This is a genomic window from Streptomyces sp. ITFR-16 (genome assembly GCF_031844705.1).
Taxonomy (GTDB): domain Bacteria; phylum Actinomycetota; class Actinomycetes; order Streptomycetales; family Streptomycetaceae; genus Streptomyces.
In genome coordinates this window covers 3,062,705-3,083,575 of the sequence record NZ_CP134609.1, presented here as the reverse complement: position 1 = coordinate 3,083,575, position 20,871 = coordinate 3,062,705, and the positions used below count along the sequence as shown (strand labels likewise).

The 20,871-nt window shown below is 72.6% G+C and carries 15 protein-coding genes; 10 read left to right on the top strand and 5 right to left on the bottom strand.

The window, feature by feature from the left end; genetic code table 11:
• Positions 1–146: 146 nt before the first annotated feature.
• Entirely contained in the window at positions 147–1,061 is a 915-nt protein-coding gene (locus RLT58_RS13560) for a L,D-transpeptidase family protein (protein WP_311310660.1), read from the bottom strand.
• A gap of 208 nt (positions 1,062–1,269) precedes the next feature.
• Here RLT58_RS13560 and leuE point away from each other — a divergent pair, with 208 nt between their 5' ends.
• Positions 1,270–1,938, top strand: coding sequence for a leucine efflux protein LeuE (gene leuE, locus RLT58_RS13555; RefSeq protein ID WP_311310659.1), 669 nt, complete (start codon positions 1,270–1,272; stop codon positions 1,936–1,938).
• Between the two features lie 22 nt (positions 1,939–1,960).
• On the opposite strand, the gene RLT58_RS13550 is transcribed toward leuE, so the two are convergent.
• Entirely contained in the window at positions 1,961–3,385 is a 1,425-nt protein-coding gene (locus RLT58_RS13550; RefSeq protein ID WP_311310658.1) for an FAD-dependent monooxygenase, read from the bottom strand.
• A 58-nt stretch (positions 3,386–3,443) separates the two neighbouring features.
• Here RLT58_RS13550 and RLT58_RS13545 point away from each other — a divergent pair, with 58 nt between their 5' ends.
• Positions 3,444–4,088 carry a TetR/AcrR family transcriptional regulator C-terminal domain-containing protein gene (locus RLT58_RS13545; protein WP_311310657.1) on the top strand — a complete coding sequence of 215 codons (645 nt, stop codon included), beginning with the start codon at positions 3,444–3,446 and terminating at the stop codon, positions 4,086–4,088.
• A 45-nt stretch (positions 4,089–4,133) separates the two neighbouring features.
• On the opposite strand, the gene RLT58_RS13540 is transcribed toward RLT58_RS13545, so the two are convergent.
• Positions 4,134–6,647 carry a YfhO family protein gene (locus RLT58_RS13540; protein ID WP_311310656.1) on the bottom strand — a complete coding sequence of 838 codons (2,514 nt, stop codon included), beginning with the start codon at positions 6,645–6,647 and terminating at the stop codon, positions 4,134–4,136.
• 268 nt (positions 6,648–6,915) lie between these two features.
• On the opposite strand from RLT58_RS13540, the gene RLT58_RS13535 reads away from it, so the two are divergent.
• Positions 6,916–8,463: a hypothetical protein gene (locus tag RLT58_RS13535; RefSeq protein ID WP_311310655.1), complete on the top strand. Its 1,548-nt coding sequence runs from the start codon at positions 6,916–6,918 to the stop codon at positions 8,461–8,463.
• Entirely contained in the window at positions 8,460–10,790 is a 2,331-nt protein-coding gene (locus tag RLT58_RS13530) for a glycosyltransferase (RefSeq protein WP_311310654.1), read from the top strand. The genes RLT58_RS13535 and RLT58_RS13530 overlap by 4 nt, the downstream gene beginning before the upstream one ends.
• A gap of 79 nt (positions 10,791–10,869) precedes the next feature.
• Here the strand turns inward: RLT58_RS13530 and RLT58_RS13525 are convergent, their stop codons facing one another.
• The gene (locus RLT58_RS13525; protein WP_311310653.1) at positions 10,870–12,249 is read right to left on the bottom strand and encodes a polysialyltransferase family glycosyltransferase; all 1,380 of its coding nucleotides are present in this window, start codon (positions 12,247–12,249) and stop codon (positions 10,870–10,872) included.
• Positions 12,246–13,226 carry a glycosyltransferase family 2 protein gene (locus RLT58_RS13520; protein ID WP_311310652.1) on the bottom strand — a complete coding sequence of 327 codons (981 nt, stop codon included), beginning with the start codon at positions 13,224–13,226 and terminating at the stop codon, positions 12,246–12,248. Before RLT58_RS13520 ends, RLT58_RS13525 begins: the two co-directional genes overlap by 4 nt.
• A gap of 220 nt (positions 13,227–13,446) precedes the next feature.
• Between RLT58_RS13520 and RLT58_RS13515 the strand changes: the two genes are divergently transcribed.
• From RLT58_RS13515 to RLT58_RS13490, 6 genes are all read left to right on the top strand, one after another.
• Positions 13,447–14,832, top strand: coding sequence for a DUF6716 putative glycosyltransferase (locus RLT58_RS13515; RefSeq protein ID WP_311310651.1), 1,386 nt, complete (start codon positions 13,447–13,449; stop codon positions 14,830–14,832).
• A 116-nt stretch (positions 14,833–14,948) separates the two neighbouring features.
• A complete protein-coding gene (locus RLT58_RS13510; protein WP_311310650.1) occupies positions 14,949–16,184 on the top strand; it encodes a cytidylyltransferase domain-containing protein in 1,236 nt (411 codons plus the stop codon).
• Positions 16,185–16,194: 10 nt separating this feature from the next.
• A complete protein-coding gene (locus tag RLT58_RS13505) occupies positions 16,195–17,130 on the top strand; it encodes an N-acetylneuraminate synthase family protein (RefSeq protein ID WP_311310649.1) in 936 nt (311 codons plus the stop codon).
• Between the two features lie 11 nt (positions 17,131–17,141).
• Positions 17,142–18,200, top strand: a complete 1,059-nt coding sequence (locus RLT58_RS13500; RefSeq protein ID WP_311310648.1) for a hypothetical protein — start codon at positions 17,142–17,144, stop codon at positions 18,198–18,200.
• A gap of 163 nt (positions 18,201–18,363) precedes the next feature.
• Positions 18,364–19,590: an amidohydrolase gene (locus tag RLT58_RS13495; RefSeq protein WP_311314507.1), complete on the top strand. Its 1,227-nt coding sequence runs from the start codon at positions 18,364–18,366 to the stop codon at positions 19,588–19,590.
• Between the two features lie 138 nt (positions 19,591–19,728).
• Positions 19,729–20,769, top strand: coding sequence for a BMP family lipoprotein (locus tag RLT58_RS13490; protein ID WP_311310647.1), 1,041 nt, complete (start codon positions 19,729–19,731; stop codon positions 20,767–20,769).
• Positions 20,770–20,871: the final 102 nt, after the last annotated feature.

Genomic DNA, 20,871 nt, shown 5'->3' with positions numbered 1-20,871 from the left:
CGGGGCGCGGGCGCAGTACAGAGTGAGCCGACTGGTCATCGGCAGCGCCCGGAGCCGGGGTTCCCCCCGTACCTACGGCTCGGCGCAATGGCGCGGGCGGGACACGTTCCCCCGGTCCCGCCCGCGCCCCTCATCCGCGTCGGCGGTCACTTGTAGATGACGACCTTGTCGCCGTTGCGCACCTGGGCGAACAGCGAGGCGATCTTCCCCTCGTCCCGGACATTGACGCAGCCGTGCGAGGCGCCGTTGTAGCCGCGGGCCGCGAAGTCCGACGAGTAGTGCACCGCCTGGCCGCCGCTGAAGAACATCGCGTACGGCATGGCCGTGTGGTAGATCGTCGAGACGTGGTGCCGGGACTTCCAGTAGACGGAGAAGGTGCCTTCCCGGGTCGGTGTGTACTGCGAGCCGAACCGCACGTCCATCGACGAGACGACCTTGCCGTCGATCATCCAGGACAGCGTCCGGCTGTTCTTGCTGATGCAGATCACCCGGCCCGTCAGACACCGCTTGTCCGGCTTGGCGACCGGCAGTGTGGTCGGCGGGTTCAGCTCGGCGGCCGTGGGCTCGTGCGTCATCCCGAGCAGCTTCTGCCAGGTGACGGTGTCGGTCTTCCCGGTCCGCGCCAGTCCCCGCTTGCCCTGGAAGGACTGCACGGCGGCGACCGTGACGGAGCCGTAGTAGCCCGTGGGGCTGCGGTCGAAGTGGCCGATCTGCCGCAGCCGGGCCTGCAGCTCACGCACCTGCTTGCTCTGCGCGCCGCTCGCCATCAGCACCTGGCCCTGCGGATCGGGGGAGGGACTGGCCTTCGCGGAGGACGAGGGCTTCGCGCTGGGCTTGGCGGACGGACTGGCCGGGGCCGGCTCGCTCGCGCCGGGCTTGGCGTCGTCGGCGGGCGAACTGCTCGCCGGCGCCGACGGGTCGGCGGCCGCGCTGCCGGCGGGCTGCACCTTGCACCCGGCGGTCACGGCGGCCAGCGCCAGAACGGTGACGGCGGCGGCCGCTCCTGCCCCCCGGCCGCCCCTGCGTGCGCCACCGCGCCCGGTCCTGCTGATGCGTATCATCTCGGCCCCCTGAATCTGCGGTATTCCAGGGGACGGATTCCCGCTCCGTCCGGTTGCCGAATCCTGCGGACGGTGGCCGAACCGGTATCGAGACGCATCGGTTACCGGGACGTGGCCGGTGCGGGGCCGGGGCGAGCGCCCCCGCGCCCCGTCCCAGCACGCGAACCCCCCGGCCGCACTGTCGTACCCGCGTGCGACACTCCGTTTCATGCTGGGTGTGACCGATCTTCCGACCTATCTCGCCGGCCTCGTGCTCATCGTTCTGCTGCCGGGGCCGAATTCGCTGTACGTGCTGTCCGTCGCCGCCCGGCGCGGGGTGCGGACCGGGTATGTGGCCGCCGCCGGGGTGTGGACCGGGGACACCGTGCTGATGACGCTGTCCGCGCTCGGGGCCTCGTCGCTGTTGCAGACGACGCCGGTGCTGTTCGCCGTGGTGAAGTTCGCGGGGGCCGGGTATCTGACCTGGCTGGCCGTCGGGATGCTGCGGGCCGCGGTGTCGATGTGGCGCGAGCGGCATCGCCGGGTCGCGGAGATCACGGGTGAGTCGGGGGCCGGGGACGAGACGGCCGGGACCATGGAGCGGCCCTACCGGCGGGCGCTGGTGGTCAGCCTGTTCAACCCGAAGGCCATCCTGTTCCTGATCTCGTTCTTCGTGCAGTTCGTCGACCCGGGGTACGCGTACCCCGCGCTCTCCTTCCTGGTGCTGGGCACCCTGCTCCAGATCGCCAGCTTCCTGTATCTGTCGATGCTGATATTCGGCGGCACCCGGCTGTCCGCCGCGTTCCGCCGCCGCAAGCGGCTCTCGGCCGGGGCCACCTCGGCGGCGGGCGTGCTGTTCCTCGGCTTCGCCGCCAAGCTCTCGCTCAGCAGCGTCTGAGGCGGACGGGGCGTCCCGGCGCTCAGCCCGTCGCGAGCGCGAGCCCCAGCGGCGCCAGGTACTGGGCGAGTCCGGCCGTGTTCTCGCCCGCCCAGCCGATGTAGCCGTCGGGGCGGACCAGGAAGAGGCCCGTGCCGTAGGGCGCGTAGGCCTCGTCCAGCCGGTGCGTGCGGATCGCCGGGGTGCCGGGCTCCGGCAGCTCCGCCTCCGTGCCGACCGCCAGCAGGGTGAAGTGCGGGCCCCGGAAGACGTCGAACAGCCGCCGGTCGCCGGCCGGTCCGTCCGGTGCGCGGTCGCCCGCCTCCAGCGCGCCCGCCCGGCCCGCCGAGAGCGGGCCCTCGCGGTAGCCGAGCCCCAGCTGCTGGGTCGCCGTGCCGCGCTCCTGCTGGCCCCGGTGGATCCGGGTGGACAGGCCGAGCATCTCGGCGGCGACCGGGCGGCGCTCCTGCTCGTACGTGTCCAGCAGGGCGGCGGGCGCCCCGTGGCGCAGCACCTGCCCGAGCTTCCAGCCGAGGTTGTACGCGTCCTGGACGCTGGTGTTGAGCCCCTGGCCGCCTGCGGGGGAGTGGACATGGGCCGCGTCCCCGGCCAGGAAGACCCGTCCCTCGCGGAAGCGGTCGGCCAGGGCGGCGCGCGGGCGGAAGTCGGACGACCAGCGCACCTCGGTGACGTCCGCCGCGTCCAGATGCGTCCGGGCCGCGACCACCGCGCGCACCCCGTCCGCCGAGGTGTCCGGCTCGCCCTCCTTGTACTGGGCGACCAGCTGGAAGTCCTCGGTGCCGGGCAGCGGGCAGAGCGTGATGAACCCCGCGTCGGTGTTCATCATGTGCCAGTTGAGGCGGTCCAGGGCCGCCTCGGCGATCCGTACGTCGGCCACCAGCATCGGCGCCGGGTCCACCGTCTCGCCCGCCATCGCGATGCCCAGCGCCCGCCGGACCGCGGAGCGCCCGCCGTCCGCCGCGACCAGATAGGAGGCCCGGACCGTACCGGTGCTCAGCTGTGCGGTGACCCCGTCGGCGTCCTGGGCGAGGCCGGTCAGCGCGGTCGAGAAGGCGACATCCCCGCCCAGCTCGCGCAGCCGGGCCAGCAGGATCTCCTGGGTCCGCCACTGCGGCATCATCCACGGCTCCCCGTACGGCTCGGGGTCCGTCGGGGGCGCGACCCGGAACATCCGGTGCTCGCCCATCCGCTCGCCGTTCTGCCAGGCCATCCCGACGGGCGCCGGACCGCCGTGCTCGCGGACCGCGGCGCCGACCCCGAGGTCGTCCAGGACCTCCCGGGTGCGGGGCTGGATGCCCTTGCCTCGTGAGCCGGGGAAGAGCGTGGCCGCCTGCTCGACCACGAGGGCGGGCACGCCCCGGCGGGCCAGGTCGCAGGCCAGGGCGAGGCCGCAGGGGCCGGCGCCGACGATCAGGACCTCAGTTTCCTTAACGCTGTTAAGTTCCATGGTCCGAGTCTGACTTTAACGCTGTTAAGTTGTCAAGGGCGGCTGTTAACTTGGCACCGTGGGTACGACGAAGATCGACCGGTCCCGGGTGGCCGACACGGCCTTGCGGCTGCTGAACGAGGTGGGCCTCGACGGCCTCAGCCTGCGCGCCATCGCCAAGGAGCTGGACGTCAAGGCGCCGGCGCTCTACTGGCACTTCAAGGACAAGCAGGCGCTGCTCGACGAGATGGCCACGCTGATGTACCGGCGGATGCTCGACGACGACCTGCCCGGACCGACCCCGGAGTGCTGGCAGGACCAGCTCGTCGCGTACAACAGCGGGCTGCGCCACGCGCTGCTGCGCTACCGCGACGGGGCCAAGGTCTACGGCGGCGCGAAGTTCACCGGCACCGATCACGCCGAGGGGCTCGAGGGCCATCTGCGGACCATGGTCGACGCGGGCTTCGAGCTGTGGCAGGCGGTACGGGCGGGCACCACCGCGTACTCCTACACGATGGGGTTCGTCAGCGAGGAGCAGGGCGTGCGCCCGCTGCCCGACCAGCAGCGCGAGGGCTTCGACGTCGGCGAGCGCGCGGAACGGCTGGCCCGCTACCCGCTGGCCGCCGCGGCGGGACCGGAGATCTTCGCCAACTACGACGAGCGCTTCGAGGACGGCCTGCGGCTGATCATCGCGGGCATCGAGGCCCGGTACGGGAAGCGCTGACGCGCGGGCGCACGCCCCGGGGCCCCGCGCCCGCCCGCCTCGCCGTCACACCCGCACCCGTCCCCGCCGCCCCCGTACCCGGTTCAGGACCGCCGGGGTGAATGCCACGGCCAGCAGGCCCGCCAGTGCGGCCGCCCCCACCGCGCTGCCCGCCCGCAGGCCCGGGGGCCGGAACGCGCAGTCCACCGAGGTCCGGTCCCCGGCCAGTGGTGCCGCGACCAGGCCCAGGTACGAGCCGGCCGGGCGGCCGTCGCAGCTCCAGCCCGCGATCCGGGGCGCGGCCAGGACCGCGATGCCCCGGGCGTGCGGCGGGAGTTCGGCGTGCACACCGCTGCCGGACACCGTCACCCGCACCGCCCCCGTCCGCTTCAGCCCCGCCACCGCCGAGGCCAGCCGCCCCGGGTCCAGACAGCCGACCGCGTCGTGCGGCAGGGTCCCGGCGCGCTCCACCCGCAGCGACACCGTGATCCGGCCCGCGCCCGCGCCGAGCGGCTGGATACCGGCCCGCCGGGCCGGCAGATCGCCCCGGACGTCCTGCGGATCACCCGTCGTCCCCAGCAGTGCGGTGCCGAACAGATCCGGCGCCCACAGGAAGACCCGGCTGCCCGCAGGACAGCTCGCGCTCAGCGTGTACGCGCCGGGCTCCACCGCGTACGCGCGGGCGTTCCGGTCCGTGGCGGGCGCGCCCTCGGCCGACCGCAGGGCGGTCGCCGGCAGCGTGTACACCCGCGCGCCCAGCAGCTTCTCCTGGTTGCGGAACGGCGAGCGCACCCAGCCCGGGGAGCCGGAGCCCGCGGCCCGTACCGTCACCAGCGGGGGTACGTCCTGCCGGGTCACGGTCACCGGCCGGTCGTCGGGGCGGTTCCAGACCTGGTGCGGATCGCGCGGCACATGGACCCGGGCGCCGACCGAGAACACCGCGTCGGTCACCGGGTTGTCCAGGCTCTGCAGCGCCCGCCCGCGCGAGGTCCAGCCGCCGCCGAGCGCGAGGAAGGTGCGGGTCGTCACGTCGGGCGTATGGCTGCTGTAGTACGCCCCGCCCTGGCCGCCGACGGTCAACGGGTCGTTGGCGGTGCTCTGTTCCCGGCCCGGATCGGTGCGGTAGCGCGGCCAGCCGTCGGCGCGGGCGACCGCGTCGGCCTCCAGGCGCTGGCGTTCGCCCCAGGGCGCGTAGTCGTCGAGCTGCTTCAGCCGCTGCCGGTCGGCGTACGCGGTGGTCGCGGCCGCCTGTCCGGCCTGCGCCCCCACCAGCAGCGCCACCGCGAGGACCGCGAACCTCCCGCCGCGTACCAGCGCGAGCGCGCAGAGCGCCGCCACAAGGCCTGCGGCGAACAGCGGATACGTCCACCGGGTGACCAGGTCGCTGGGCGCGGCGCCCGCCGCGATCAGCACCAGCACCCCGCCCCCGCCCAGCAGCGCCCGCCGGTCCGGCCAGCCCCGGGCGACGGCGGTCCAGGCGGCGATCACCACGAGGCCGGAGAGGACGAACGTCTGGCGGAACGGGCTGCCGTTCGGCGTCGCGAAGGCGTGCCACAGCAGATGTGTGGGCCCCCACTGCAACGACAGCGCGACGAGTGCCACCAGCCCCGGCCACACCCACCGCTCGGCGCGCGGCACCCCCCGGTGGAAGGCGAGCGCGCAGGCCAGGAGCAGCGATCCGGTGCCGAGGAAGAGCGCCGGACTGAAGAAGCCGTAGGTGGCCGGCAGCAGGCGGGCGGCGGCGTCCGGCCAGGCGGCCGGGGCGAACTCCCGGGTCCAGCCCGGGTAGGCGTGCCGCGTCCCGAGGAAGACCGGCAGCAGGACCGGCGCGGCCAGACCGATGCCGAGCAGGACCGTGCGGACGGCCCGTGCCAGCCCCCGTACCCGCTCGCGCGAGGTGCCGTCCTCCAGCAGCAGCCGTACCCCCAGCACCAGCGCCGCGCCGAGCGTGGCCATGTACGCGGTGTAGAAGTTCGACACCCAGGCGAGCGTCACCAGAAGCGTGCCCAGGACCGGCCGCCGGCCGGTCCGCGCCCACTCACCGGCCAGGCACAGCAGCGGGAGGGCGATCAGCCCGTCCAGCCACATCGGGTTGTACACGGCCTCGATCACCGACCAGCCGCACAGCGCGTACGAGGCGCCGAGCACCGCCGCCGCCCACTCCCGGCCCCGGCCCCTGCGCAACGCGGTCAGCAGCCAGGTCATGGAGGCCGCCGCCGCGCCCGTCTTCACCAGCGTGACCACGTAGACCGCCAGGTCGACGCGGTCCCTCGGGAACACTCCGACGAGCAGCGCGAACGGGCTGGTGAGATACGTGCCCAGATCCGGCAGGAAGCTGCTTCCGTAGCCGGACTGCCAGTTGAGCAGCAGCCCGCCGTCCGCCTTCCCGTGCAGCAGGTCCCACAGGTGGGCGTGGAACGGGACGAACTGATTGCCCAGGTCGTTCACGCTGCGGGTGCGCGGGCCGAAGGGGTAGCTGCGGGCCACCGCGTCGCCCGCGCAGACGGTCACGACGGCGAGCAGGGCGGCCCAGGCGGCACCCCGGCCGCGCGGCGATCGGAGAAGCGACGGAGTCCTCATGATGCGTCGAATATGTCATCGAACATCGTGAAAACCCGCGGCCGAAAAGGCGGTTCACCCGATGGTCCGCAGGCGTTCATCCGGCCTTCCGGGACCGGCCAACCCCCGCGGACGGCGGGCCGAAACGCAGTTTTCCTCGCCGACAGGGCGAGTTCATCCTGCGGCCGTTCAGGTTTCCTAGCGTGCGACGCAACCGCAAACGGGTGACGAACATCCGTACCCCTCTCCACGCCCCCTCCCCCCACGGGCACCAGACGCTTGGAGCGCCATGACGAAAGCCCGCACCCGTTGGCCACGACAGAGTGAGGCGGAGGAGCCGATACCGTCCGGCGACGGCACGCCCTCCCCCGCGACCGTCCGCCCGACGGAACTGGAGACCTGCCTGCGCGCCTGCGCCGCGCACAGCGGGAAGCTGGTCGCAGGGCTGGACCGGCGGCGCACGGCGCTGGCGGAGGCCCTGCGGAATCTGCTGGCCGCCCACGCCTCGATGGAGCAGACCTCCCCGGACACCGCCCCGGTCCCGCTGCTGCGGCGCGCCTCCCGGAGCGGGCCCGGCTCCGCCCTGGTCCTCGGCGACAAGCTGCTCGACCCGCTGCTCGCGGTCGGCAACAAGGCCCTGGACTGCGGGTACGAGGACGAACTGAAGCTCGCCGTCCTCGTCACCGACACCGTGCTGACCCAGCGCAGGCGCTCCCGGGCGGCCTGGCGGCTGCGGGCCCGCGTGCTGGAGGCGATGGGCGCGGAGAGCGCCGCAGTCGAGGCGTACGAGCGCTACCTCGACCTCACCGACGAGGACGGCTTCGGCATCGCGGCGAAGACCGCCGGGCTGCGGGCCGGCGCCGAGCGCCAGGCCGAGCTGCTGCGGAAGCTGGAGCAGGGCTGCCCCGAGGCGGCCGCCTTCGCCGGTGCCTCCGTCACCGACACCTGGGCCGAGGGCCTGGCCCTGGCCGGACACGGCGACTGGAACCGGGCCCGCTCCCGGCTGATCGGCGCCCTGATCGCCCAGGACCGCACCGGCGCCCCGGTGCCGGAGATCCAGGAGGCGCTGGGCCAGTACGTCGGCCTCGCCCTGGAGGCCGCCGGCGCACCGGGCAGCGGCGGCCGCGCCGCCGCCACGGGCGGCGACCCCGCCCTGCTCACCGAACTCGTCGAGCTCTACGCGGGCCAGCGCCGGGCCCGGATGCGCGGCCCGGTCGCCGACCCGGTCTTCGGCGGCGTCGAGTGGACCACGCTCGGGGAGTTCCGCAACCGCATCGCGGGGAAGTCCATCTGTCTGATCGCCAACTCCCAGCGCGTCGGCAGCAGTTCACTGGGCGCCGAGATCGACGCGTACGACCTGGTCGTCCGCTTCAACTCGTACCGGATCGACCCGGCCGCCACCGGCAGCCGGACCGACATCCACGCCACCATCCACAAGCACGGCTTCAACTGGGACAAGAAGGTCGACACCCGGCTGGTCTTCGGCGGGATCTCCGGCGACTGGAAGTACTCCCTGCGCAACCGGCTGGTGCCGGGCGCCCAGCGGTATCTGGGCGACGAGTCGCTGCGCTGGCCGCTGCGCGACATCGGCAAGGTCGGCACGGACGTCTGGCCGTCCATCCCCACCAGCGGCTTCAACATGCTCTGGCTGCTGGACCACCTGGACGTCAGCACCCGGCTCGACCTGATCGGCTTCGACTTCTACGAGAGCGGCGCCTACCGGCTGCCCGCCGCGATGAAGATGCCCATCACCTCCGTGCACGAGTACACCAGCGAGAAGGCGTGGGTCATGGAACGCGCCCAGAGCGTCACCGATACGAGGATCTCACTGCGATGACGACGACCCCTGCCGCCGCGCCCCCCGCCCCCGCCAACACCCTCACCGGCAAGCGCCGCGTCGCCTTCGCCAGCTTCGTGGACGAGAACTACCTGCCCGGATTCCTCACCCTGCTCCGCAGCCTCGCGCTGTCCAACCCGGGCGTCTGCGAGGACTTCATCGTCCTGCACGACGGGCTGCGCCCGGCCTCCGTCGAACGGATCAGGGCCCTGCACCCCCGCGTCGACTTCCGCCGGGTCGACGCCGCGCACTACGACACGTACGCCAAGGGCGACCAGGACAACTACCTGGTGCGCAAGGCCTACTTCATCCTCGACGTCTTCCGGGTCCGCGACTACGACACCGTGATCACCCTGGACACCGACATGGTCGTCCTCGGCGACCTGGGCGAGCTGCTCAGGCTGCGCGACGGCCTGGCCGCCGTCCCGCAGTTCTTCTACGGGCAGCACAAGCTCAACAGCGGTCTGCTGGTCATCCAGCGCGAGTATCTGAGCGACGCCTTCTGCGCCCGGATCGACGAGACCGGCCGCTCCGGCGCGTACGAGCTGGACAAGCACGACCAGGGCATCCTGAACGCCGTGCTCGACGGCGACTTCGTGCAGCTCGACGCCCGCTACAACTACGTCAAGCGCCGGCTCTCCGGCGACCTCGCGGTGCCCGACACCACGGCGATCCTGCACTTCACCGGGCGCCACAAGCCCTGGCAGGGCGGCGAGGCCGGGTACGGCAAGGCCGAGGAGCGCTGGCGCGACTTCGAGCTGACCGACGCCGAGTTCCACGCCCGGTACCTGGCGGCTTCCGGCACCAAGCACCACGACCTGCTGGTGCACTACGGCACCCCGCACGTCCGGCGCACCGGCGACCCCGAGAGCGCCCGCCGGGTCGCCGCCGCCCACATCGGCGCCGGTGAGTACCAGGAGGCGGCCGACCTCCTCGGCTCGGTCCGCATCCCCGTCGACGAGGCCTGGCCGCACGAGGTCCTCGGCCACGCGCTGATGAGCGTCTCGCGCTACGAGGAGGCCCGCACCCAGCTCCTGCTGGCCGCCGCCGCCCCCAACCGGGCCGCCACCGCCTTCTCCCGCCTGGCCCAGATCGCCTGGATCCACGGCGACGACGAGGCGGCATCGGACTACGCCCTCCAGGGGCTCGGCGTCGACCCCACCCACCGGGCGAACCGGCTGATGCACCTGCGGACCAAGGACGTCCGGCCCCCCGCCGACGGCCCGGCCGACCAGCAGCTCGCCCATGTCGCGTTCTACATGGAACGGCAGGGCAACGCCGGCGACAAGCTGCTCCCGGAGAGCGTCCGGCTGGCCTTCGGCCGCGACACCGGACCGGACCGCTGGCACTCCGTCCACGCCCACCGGCTGTTCGACGAGGCCGCCCTCGAACGGGTCAACGCCCGCCGGGGCCTCGTCATCGGCGGCGGCGGCCTGTTCATCCCGGACACCGCGCCGAACGGCAACAGCGGCTGGCAGTGGAACGTCCCCGACCGGCTGCTGGACCGGATCGACGTGCCCGTCATGGTCTACGCCGTGGGCTTCAACGCCTTCGACGGCCAGGCGTACGGACACGGCCGCGAACGGTTCCTCTCCTCGCTGCGCAGACTGGTGGAGCGCTCCTCGTTCTTCGGCCTGCGCAACCACGGGTCGATCCAGAAGGTCCGCGAGCTGCTGCCGGCGTCGCTGCACGACAAGGTGCGCTTCCAGCCCTGCCCGACGACCGTCACCCGGCAGCTGGTGGAGGGCTGGACCGACCCGGCCGAGCGCGAGGACACCGTCCTGCTCAACGCCGCGTACGACCGGGCGGGGCTCCGCTTCGGCCACGACTACGCACACTTCCTCGCCGAGACGGCCACCGCCGTCCGGGGGCTCGGCAAGCGCGCCGAGGTCAAGTGCGTGGCCCACTCGCTGGACGACGAGCGGATCGCCTTCGACCTGCGCCGCGAGCACGGCATCTCGCTCCCGGTGATCCCGATGTACGACTTCGGCAACGACGAGATCCGGGACACCTACGCCCGCACCAAGCTGGTCATCGGGATGCGCGGGCACGCGGGCATGATCCCGTTCGGCTGCGGCACCCCGGTCATCAGCCTGATCTCGCACCCCAAGATGGCGTACTTCCTGTCCGACATCGACCGGCCCGACTGGGGCATCTCCGTCCACGACCGGCACCTCGGGGAGCGGCTGGTGGAACGGGCGGCCGGGCTGCTCGACGACCACCAGGCGGCGGTCGCCGACGTGCACGGCCGCCAGCAGGAACTGTGGAAGGTCACCGAGGCGAACGCGGCGGACCTGAAGCTGATCGGGCCCGGCATCCGGGTCTGACGGCACGGCACGGCACGGCATGGCACAACGGAGGAGGGGCGGCGGCCAGTTGGCCCCCGCCCCTCCTTCTTGCCCTCTCCTACCGCAGCGCCATCCGCCGCAGCGCCTTCGCCCGCCGGGCCACCCGCCGCACCGCCGCGTTGCGCGGCAGGAAAGCGAACTGCTCGGGCACCCCGCCCGGCAGACCGAGCGACGTCAGCCGCCTGCGCTTGAAGTAACGCCAGGTCGCGGCCGTGAGCCGGGCCGTGAGATACCGCTCCGCGACCGGCCGCAGCTCCGGATAGATCTTCGGCTGCATGGCGAAACCGACCGCCGTCACCAGGTCGTTCAGCTCGGCGGGCGCCCCCGCCGCCGCCTCCGGGGCGCGGTCCGCGCCCGCGCCCTCCAGGTCCGGCACCAGCGCGTCCACCAGCGTCACCGGCACCCGGTTGCTGTTCTCGAACGGGGTCAGCCGCTCCAGCAGCTTCTCCGTACCGACCCGCGCCACCGGCAGCCCGTAGAACGCCGACGCCGTGAGCAGCGCGGTCGAGAAGCAGCCGACGACCAGCGCCGGCCGCATCCGCCGGTACAGCACCTCGGCGAGGACCGGGGCGGTCAGCACCCCCGCGTCCAGCAAGGTCAGTTCGGCGCCGAGCCGCTCCGCCTCCGCCTCCATCGCCCGCGACCACTGCGCCGGGGCCGTCGGATGCGGCTTGAACACCAGCCGGGTGTGGCCCCGGCGCACCGCACCGCGCATCATCCGCAGATGCAGCTCCTCCTCCTCCGCCGCGCTGATCAGCCCGAGCGCGGAGAGGTACTGGCCCAGCAGCAGCGCGGGCGACTCCACCGACGGCACCCCGGCCACGACCTCGGCCGCGTCGCCCAGCTCGCCGAGCACCTTCAGGAAGGCGTCCGTCGGCACGGTCTCCGGGGCCACCCCGAACTCGGTGAGCAGCAACGGCCGCAGCCCCGGCACCAGATCCAGGTGGAGCAGCCGCCCCACCCGGGTGCCGACCAGCGGATCGATCTTGTTCCTGGTCGGGCCGTAGCTCATCAGCCCGTCCGCGTACACATCGAGGGGCACGCCGGTGAAGATCTGGCAGAGGGCCATGGCCGGGTTGACCTGGATCGACTCCACGGCCAGCTCGACGGCGTCGTCGCCGAGCCCCCAGGCGAGCCGCAGATGACGCTCCCACAGGGGGATGTCGTCGGGGCGCGGGGCCCAGGCGCTCGGGTGGTGGGGCGCGATCGTCGCGTTCCACGACACGACGTCGTCGAACCGGGTGCGCAGCGCGTCGAACCCGGGCATCGCGTCGACCGCCGGGGTCGTCTCCGGCACCGACGCGTTGTTCGCGACGAGCAGGATCCTGCGCCCGGCGTCCGGGAAGAGGCCCGCGTCCAGGGCGGCGGCGAGCGTCGCCGTGCCGTAGAGCGTGGAGGCGAGGAAGATCTGCGTCGTACGGCTCCGGCTGCTGCTCACGCGGCCGCCACCTCCTTCGCGGTGGACCGGCGGCGCAGCCGGCGCAGCAGGGTCGCGCGCTTGACGTCCATCGAGTCGAGGGCCTCGGCCAGCACGTCCTGCGGCATTCGCGCGAGCGCGTCCGCGCTCATCGATTTCAGTGCACGGGCCACCGAAGGTTCGAACCTTTCCACCGAACTCATGTGATGGGAAATGATCGCGCAATAGTTGCGCACGGCTTTCGGCAGCAGTTCCCGTGCGTCACGGTCCGCCGCCGTTTCCCGTACGACCTGGTCGAACGAGCGAATGAAATCGAGCTGGCGCATGTCGCCGATCTGGGTCAGTGACGAGGCGACGCCCCGCCGGTAGAAGATTCCGAGAAGTCCCAGCACCGCGAAGGAATCCGCCTCGCGGTGCAGCCGCCAGATCCACGGCCGGTCCTCCGCCGTGCGCAGACCGTCGGTGAAGTGCAGCAGCCCCCGGTCCAGGAGCCGGCGGTGGTAGAGGCCCGCCCAGGCGTACGCGTAGTCGACCGACGTGGTGCGTGCGGCGGGCAGGATCGCGTCCCGGGGGGCCATGACCTCGCCCCTGCGGCCGTGCGGGACGCGGTGGACCGTACGGTTCCTGCCGTCGGCCTGCACATGGTCGGTACGGACGAAGTCGCAGCCCAGGGCCTCCGTCCTGGCCAGCAGCTCGGCGTAGAAACCGGGGGCCAGCCAGTCGTCGCCGTCCAGGAAGGCGAGGTATTCGCCGCGGGCCGCGTCCAGACCGGTGTTCCGGGCGGTGGCCAGTCCGCCGTTCCGCTCGTGTCTGCGGACGACCACCCCCGGAATCTCGTCCTGGGCGCGGCGCAGTATGTCCGCCGTCCCGTCGGTCGAACAGTCGTCGACGAGGATGAACTCGAAGTCCTCGCGGGCATTGGCCCGCAGACTTCTGAGGGTGTCGGGCGCGTATGTCTGCACGTTGTAGAACGGCACGATGACGGAGAGCTTAACCACCCGCTTCACGCTAGTTCCGGGCCGGGCATTCGCCCTGTCGGCCGTGCGGCCGGTAGGTGAACGGCATCCGTCGGAACAGTGAACCGACAGGCCCACGACGGTATTCTTCTCCGCTTTTCAACGAGCCGGGCGGCCGGTTCGGCAATCGTCGGCGGGCTGTTAACCCTTTGTTGCTTTCACGTTGGGCTGCCCACCCCCCGGCCTTCCTAACGTCTTGGACGTGCCCCTCAGCAACAGCAATTCGGCTTCTCCAGCAGCGCTGGAATCCACGGACACGCCGTCCCCGGCGCTCCGGGTGGCCGTGCTCGCCGACTCCGACACCCGATGGAAGTGGGGTGCGCTCACCGCGCGCCGGCTGACCTCGGGAGACGGCCGTGCGGGCGCGCCCCGCGCACGGATCAGCGGACTGCTGCTGCGGGGCCGGGCCACTCCGACGGCCCGCCAGCTCGCCGAGGTCGGCGACGTCGGCATCGACACCGGGGTGCGCGAGGTCACCGCCGTCGAGTTCCTGCACACCGTGCGCGACGAGGGCTACGACCTGGTGGTCCTCGCCCTCGTCGGCGGCGGCGTCCAGGCGATGCTGCACGGCCTGGCCGCACTCCGGCTGCCGAAGCGCCCCGTCGTCGTCACCGGCTATGTCGGTGTCGTCTACGAGAAGCTCGCCGACGGACTGCTGCTGCGGCACGGCGCCGACGTCGTCCTCGCCAACTCCCGCCACGACGCGGAGCGCTTCCGCGCGGTGTACGAGGGGGTGGGCGCCGACGCGTCGGCCGTCACGGAGGCCGCCCTGCCGTTCCTCGGCGGCGCCCCGTACCGTCCCGAACAGGGCCGCGACACCGTGGTGTTCGCCGCGCAGCCCTCCGTACCGGCCTCCCGCGCCGACCGCACGTACCTGCTGCGCCGGCTCGTCGAGCACGCCCGGCTGCACCCGGAGCGCGAGGTCGTCCTCAAGCTGCGGTCCCGGCCCGGCGAGCACACGACCCACATCGAGGAACTTCCGTACCAGCGGCTCGCCGAGAAGCTGCCCGGCGGCCTCCCGCCCAACTTCCGCCTGGTGTACGGCCACATGGGTGAGGTCCTGGACCGCACCGACCTGCTGGTCACCGTCTCCTCGACCGCCGCCCTGGAGTCCCTGCACCGGCGCATCCCCACCGCCGTCCTCACCGACCTCGGGGTGCGCGAAGCACTCGGCAACCACCACTTCGTCGGCTCCGGCCTGCTCACCTCCTGGGACCACCTCGACGGCGGGGCGCACCCCGAGCCGGACGCCGTGTGGCTGGCCGGCCAGGGCGTCGCCGCCGACGGCAGCTACGACACGGCCTACGACACCGCCCGCGCCCGGGTCACCGCGCTGCTGGCCGAGGACCGGCTGCCGGACCTCGCGCCGTACTACACACCCGCCACCGCCCCCGGCTACCTCCCGGGCATCCTCGCCCGCCACCACCTGGCCCCCGACGGCCACCCGCTGCCCGGCGCCGCCGCGCCCAGGGAGACCGGCCGGGTCAGGGGAGCGGTGCGCGAGGCGGTGCGCGAAGCGGCCCGGGGCGCGTACCGCCAGGGCGTCCAGCGCGTCGCCCCGGTCATCCGGCGGATGGGCGAGCTGTGAACACCACCAAGAGGGGGCGTCAAACGGGAGGCGGCGCCGCAGGTCCGGGCACCCGGACCCGCTCCTTCTTCCACCCCCCGATCGACGACCCCTCCACGACACCCACTGGAGCAGCGATGACGCAGCCCACCGTGCTCGCCGTGATCCCCGCCCGCGGCGGATCCAAGGGCGTACCGGCCAAGAACCTCGCCCAGGTCGGCGGCGTGCCGCTGGTCGTCCGCGCGGTCCGCGCCTGCCTCGCGTCGAGCGAGGTGACGGACGTCGTCGTCACGACCGACGCCCCGGCCGTCGCGGAGACCGCCCGGGCCGCCGGCGAGGCGCTCGGCGAGAGCGCCCGGCTGCACTGCGTGCAGCGCCCCGAGGCCATCGCCGGCGACACCGCGACCAGCGAGGCCGCCGTGCTGCACGCCCTGGACACCTATGAGGCCGAGCACGGACGGACCGTGGACGTCGTCCTGCTCGTCCAGTGCACCAGCCCCTTCGTCGCCCGCGAGGACATCGACGGCGTCGCCGCCGCGGTCGCCCGGGAAGGCGCCGACACGGCCGTCACCGTCGCCCCCTTCCACGGCTTCCTGTGGCGCGACGGCAGCGCGGTCGAGGACCACAACTACGGCGTCAACCACGACAAGCGGGTCCGCCCCCGCCGCCAGGACCGCCCCGAGGACCTGCTGGAGACGGGCGCCGCCTACGCGATGGACGCGGCCGGGTTCCGCGCCCACCGCCACCGCTTCTTCGGCCACACCGCCCTGGTGCGCACCGACCCCGCGCGGGTCCTGGAGATCGACGACCCGCACGACCTGGCCCGCGCCCGCGCGCTCGCGCCGCTGCTCGACCCGGCGCCGCTGCCCACCCGCGCGGACATCGACGCGGTCGTCCTCGACTTCGACGGCACCCAGACCGACGACCGGGTCCTCATCGACGCCGAAGGACACGAGACCGTCGCCGTGCACCGGGGCGACGGACTCGGCATCGCCGCGCTGCGCAAGGCCGGACTGCCGCTGCTGATCCTGTCCACGGAGCAGAACCCGGTCGTCGCCGCCCGCGCCAAGAAGCTCCGCGTCCCCGTCCTGCACGGCATCGACCGCAAGGACCTGGCGCTCAAGCAGTGGTGCGACGAACAGTCCATCGCCCCCGAACGCGTCATGTACGTCGGCAACGACGTCAACGACCTCCCCTGCTTCGCACTCGCCGGCTGGCCCGTCGCCGTCGCGAGCGCGCACGACTCGGTACGCGCCGCCGCGCGCGCCGTGACGCACACCCCCGGCGGCTTCGGCGCCATCCGCGAGATCGCGGCCTGGCTGCTGGGCCCCACCCTCACCACTTCCCCGGTCAACACCCCCCTCCCCAAGTAAGGAACGCACCATGAGCACCTCCCGTCTGCGCACCCTCGGCAACCGCACCGCGGGCCCGGGCCACCCCGTCTACGTCACGGGTGAGATCGGCATCAACCACAACGGCGACCTCGACAACGCCCTCGCACTGATCGACGTGGCCGCCGAAGCCGGCTGCGACGCCGTCAAGTTCCAGAAGCGCACCCCGGAGATCTGCACCCCGCGCGACCAGTGGGACATCGAGCGCGACACCCCCTGGGGCCGGATGACGTACATCGACTACCGCCACCGCGTCGAGTTCGGCGAGACCGAGTACCGCGCCATCTCCGAGCACTGCGCCGAGCGCGGCATCGACTGGTTCGCCTCCCCGTGGGACACCGAGGCCGTCGCCTTCCTGGAGAAGTTCGACGTCCCCGCCCACAAGGTCGCCTCCGCGTCCCTCACCGACGACGAGCTGCTGCGCTCGCTGCGCGCCACCGGCCGCACGGTGATCCTCTCCACCGGCATGTCGACCCCGCGCCAGATCCGCCACGCGGTCGAGGTCCTCGGCTCGGACAACATCCTGCTCTGCCACGCCACGTCGACGTACCCGGCGAAGGCCGAGGAGCTGAACCTCCGCGTCATCAACACCCTCCAGCAGGAGTACCCCAACGTCCCGATCGGCTACAGCGGCCACGAGACGGGCCTGCAGACCACGCTGGCCGCCGTCGCCCTCGGCGCCGCGTTCGTCGAGCGCCACATCACCCTGGACCGCGCCATGTGGGGCTCCGACCAGGCCGCGTCCGTCGAGCCGCAGGGCCTGACCCGCCTGGTCCGCGACATCCGCACCATCGAGGCCTCCCTCGGCGACGGCGTCAAGAAGGTGTACGAGTCCGAGCTCGGCCCGATGAAGAAGCTCCGCCGGGTCCCGGGCGTCGTCGCGGAGAGCGGTGAGACGGCCCCGGCCGCCGAGCCGCTCGCGGTCTGACGGGCCGACCGGTGAACCTCGCCTTCGTCGAGAGCCCGGTCCAGCTCCTGAACGTCCTGGAGTGGGCCACCACAGAGGGAGGCGGCGGCCGTGTCCTCTCGGACGTCACCGTCGTCGTCCTCCCTCCGGTCGACCCGATGTCGCGCGGTCAGCTGCGCCGGATGGCGGAGCTGGCCCGCGACGAGGGCATGACCGTGCGCTGGCAGGAGGCGCGCGGCGACTCGGGCACCCCCCTGAAGTCGCTGCGCGCCCTCACCAAGCTCGTACGGAACGCCGACCACATCGTCATCGGGGACCCGTTCTCCCGTTACGTGCAGCTGCTGCTCTCCCTGGTGCGCCCCCGCCGGCTCACCGTGGTCGACGACGGCACCGCCACCATGGAGTTCGTCGCCCAGCTGACCCGGGGCGAGCGCCTGGTGCGCTGGCACCGGCGCGGCGGCTCCGGCCCCCGCGACCTGGCCCTGGCCCCGGTCACGGCCACCGCCCGCCGGCGCTTCACCCCGACGGCGGCTCGCGAGGTCGAGCTGTTCACCGCCATGCCGGTGATCCCGCCGCCCGGCATCACCCTCATCCCCAACACCTTCTCCTGGACCCGCTCCCGCTTCGGCCCGCCCCTGCTCACCAAGGGCGCCGACATGGTCGGCACCTCCCTGGTCGAGACGGGCGTGGTCGACCGGGCCCGGTACCTGGAGGCGGTCGCGGCGCTGGCCCGCGCGCACGGCGCCACCCGCTACTTCGCCCACCGCCGCGAGTCCACCGAGAAGCTCCACGCCCTGGAAGCCGCCACCGGCCTGGAGATCGTCCGCCCCGACCTCCCCCTGGAACTCATCGCCCGCCGCGGCCCCATCGGCCGCACGGTCCTGAGCTTCCCCTCCACGGTGGTCCACACCCTCCCGCTGGCCCTGGTCGGCACCGAGGTCAAGGTGGCGGTCTGCGACATCGCCCCGGAATGGCTCCGCGAAACGGCATCCCCCCGAGCGGAGGGCTTCCTCGCGGGCGTCACCGAAACAGCCCGCGACGTCCAGCGCCTGGCCCCGTGGCGGGTGACGGCGGTGACATCGGAGGCATGAGGAGCGCGAGTGCGGCGCGGCGCCCGGCGGGCGAGTGTACCCATCCCCTTCGCACGCCACACGCCCCGCCGCCGCCTTTTGTTCCTCTATGCGGCTGAAGTTTTGTTGATCTGTGGTCAGTTGACGGGGCAAGGGGCCTACCCTTCAACGGGTGAACCAGTTGATGTCCCGTGAGTCCGATGCCGACCTGCCCGGAGGCCGGGTGCTGCCCGGTACGTTGCCCGAAGAGCTGCGTGCCGAGCTGATCGCCTTCCGGCGCGATCTCCACATGCACCCCGAGCTGGGCAACCAGGAGTTCCGCACCACCGCGGCGATCAAGGCCCGGCTTGAGCTCGCCGGGCTCGCGCCGAGGGTGCTGGACTCCGGGACCGGGCTCATGTGCGACATCGGGACGCCGGGCGAGGGGACGCGGCCCATGCTGGCGCTGCGGGCCGACATCGACGCGCTGCCGATCCCGGACAGCAAGGCGGGCGTCCCGTACCGCTCCACCGTGCCCGACCGGGCGCACGCCTGCGGGCACGACATCCACACCACCGTCGTCCTCGGCGCCGGCCTCGTCCTCGCCGAGCTCGACCGGCGGGGGCTGCTGCCCAACCCGGTGCGGCTGATCTTCCAGCCCGCCGAGGAGGTGCTGCCCGGCGGCGCGCCCGACGCGATCGAGTCCGGAGTGCTGGAGGGCGTCGGGCGCATCGTCGGGGTGCACTGCGACCCGAAGGTCGACGTGGGGCGCATCGGACTGCGGGCCGGGGCGATCACCTCCGCCTGCGACCGGCTGGAGGTCACCATGGACGGGCCCGGCGGCCACACCGCCCGCCCGCACCTGACCACCGACCTGGTCACCGCCGCCGCCAAGGTGGTCACCGAGGTCCCCGCGCTGCTGGCCCGCCGGGTCGACGCGCGGGCGGGGCTCGCGGTGACCTGGGGGCGGCTGGAGACCGGCCACGCCTGCAACGTCATCCCGCAACACGCCGAGCTGTCCGGCACGGTTCGCTGCCTGGATCTGACCGCCTGGCGCGACGCGCCCGACCTGGTGCACGCGGCGATCGACGAGGTGGCCGGAATGCACCGGGCCAAGACCGTGATCGACTACATCCGGGGTGTCCCGCCCGTGGTGAACGACGCGGAGTCGATCGATCTGCTCGCCGGCGCGATGGCCGCGCGCCGCGGATCGTATGCGATCGAGGACACCGAACAGAGCCTGGGGGGCGAGGATTTCTCCTGGTATCTGGAGCATGTGCCGGGCGCGATGGCCCGCCTCGGCGTGCGTACCCCCGGCGACACGCGCGGGCTGGACCTGCACCGCGGCAACTTCGACGCGGACGAGGAGGCGATCACCGTTGGGGTCGAGCTGTTCACCGCCTGCGCGTTGCTCGACGGCAATCGTCCGTAACCGGACAGGCCACCCCCGGTTCGCGACGATCCGATAACGGCTTCCGTACAGGGCTTTATCTGACATCTACGCGCGTTACGATCGCCGCGAAACCAGCGCCGGAAGAGGCGCTTCGGTCAGGTTTGAAGGAGCCTTCCCTTGCGCCGGGTATCCAAGATCACCGCAGCTTGTGCCGTTACCGCGGCGCTGGCGCTCACCGCCACCGCGTGCGGCAGCTCGTCCGACGAGAGCAGCAGCTCCGACGACGGCAAGATGAAGATCGGCATGGCCTACGACGTCGGCGGCCGTGGCGACAACTCGTTCAACGACTCCGCCGCGCGCGGTCTGGACAAGGCCAAGGCCGAGTTCGGTGCCGAGACGAAGGAGCTCACCGCCAAGACCGGTGAGAGCGCGGCCGACCGCGACCAGCGCCTCCAGTCGCTCGCCGAGGGCGGCTACAACCCGGTCATCGCGATCGGCTTCGCGTACAAGGAGGCCGTCGACAAGATCGCCCCGAAGTACCCGAAGGTCAGCTTCGGCCTGGTCGACTCGGTGTCCGACGCCAAGAACGTCACCAACATCGTCTTCACCGAGGAGCAGGGCTCCTACCTCGCCGGTGTCGCGGCGGCCCTGAAGTCGAAGGACGGCAAGGTCGGCTTCATCGGCGGTGTGGACCTCCCGCTGATCAAGAAGTTCGCCGCCGGCTTCCGCCAGGGCGTCCTGGACACCAAGCCCAAGGCCTCGGTGCAGATCCAGTACCTGTCCACCGGTTCGGACCTGTCCGGCTTCGGCAGCCCCGACAAGGGCAAGGCCGCCGCCAAGGGCATGCTCGACAAGGGCATCGACGTCATCTTCGCCGCCGCCGGCGGTTCGGGTGCCGGTTCGATCGAGGCAGTCGCCGGCCAGAAGGGTGCCTGGTCCATCGGCGTCGACTCCGACCAGGCCCTGGACCCGGCCCTGGCGAAGTACAAGGACACGATCCTGACCTCGGTCGTCAAGAACGTTGACTCGGGCGTCTTCGACCTGGTCAAGTCCGTCAAGGACGGCAAGCCGCTGACCGGCACGCAGACCTACTCCCTGGCCAAGGGCGGCGTCAGCCTGACCCCCACGGGTGACCACCTCAAGGACATCCAGGCCCAGCTCGACGAGGCGAAGAAGAAGATCGTCGACGGCACCATCAAGGTCAAGACCACGACCTGATCCGGCCCGTCGATCGGGGCCCGGGTGAGCGGCTTCCGCCGCCCGCCCGGGCCCCGATTCACGTACCCCCGGCATGGGAGTACCCGGCCCCGGTCCGCCACC

What these genes read in the sequence shown, in the direction of transcription:
- RLT58_RS13560 (WP_311310660.1), bottom strand. Translation starts at nt 1,061, where the DNA reads ATGATACGCATCAGCAGGACCGGGCGCGGTGGCGCACGCAGGGGCGGC.
- RLT58_RS13550 (WP_311310658.1), bottom strand. Translation starts at nt 3,385, where the DNA reads ATGGAACTTAACAGCGTTAAGGAAACTGAGGTCCTGATCGTCGGCGCC.
- RLT58_RS13530 (WP_311310654.1), top strand. Translation starts at nt 8,460, where the DNA reads ATGACGACGACCCCTGCCGCCGCGCCCCCCGCCCCCGCCAACACCCTC.
- RLT58_RS13540 (WP_311310656.1), bottom strand. Translation starts at nt 6,647, where the DNA reads ATGAGGACTCCGTCGCTTCTCCGATCGCCGCGCGGCCGGGGTGCCGCC.
- RLT58_RS13510 (WP_311310650.1), top strand. Translation starts at nt 14,949, where the DNA reads ATGACGCAGCCCACCGTGCTCGCCGTGATCCCCGCCCGCGGCGGATCC.
- RLT58_RS13505 (WP_311310649.1), top strand. Translation starts at nt 16,195, where the DNA reads ATGAGCACCTCCCGTCTGCGCACCCTCGGCAACCGCACCGCGGGCCCG.
- RLT58_RS13495 (WP_311314507.1), top strand. Translation starts at nt 18,364, where the DNA reads ATGTCCCGTGAGTCCGATGCCGACCTGCCCGGAGGCCGGGTGCTGCCC.
- leuE (WP_311310659.1), top strand. Translation starts at nt 1,270, where the DNA reads ATGCTGGGTGTGACCGATCTTCCGACCTATCTCGCCGGCCTCGTGCTC.
- RLT58_RS13535 (WP_311310655.1), top strand. Translation starts at nt 6,916, where the DNA reads ATGACGAAAGCCCGCACCCGTTGGCCACGACAGAGTGAGGCGGAGGAG.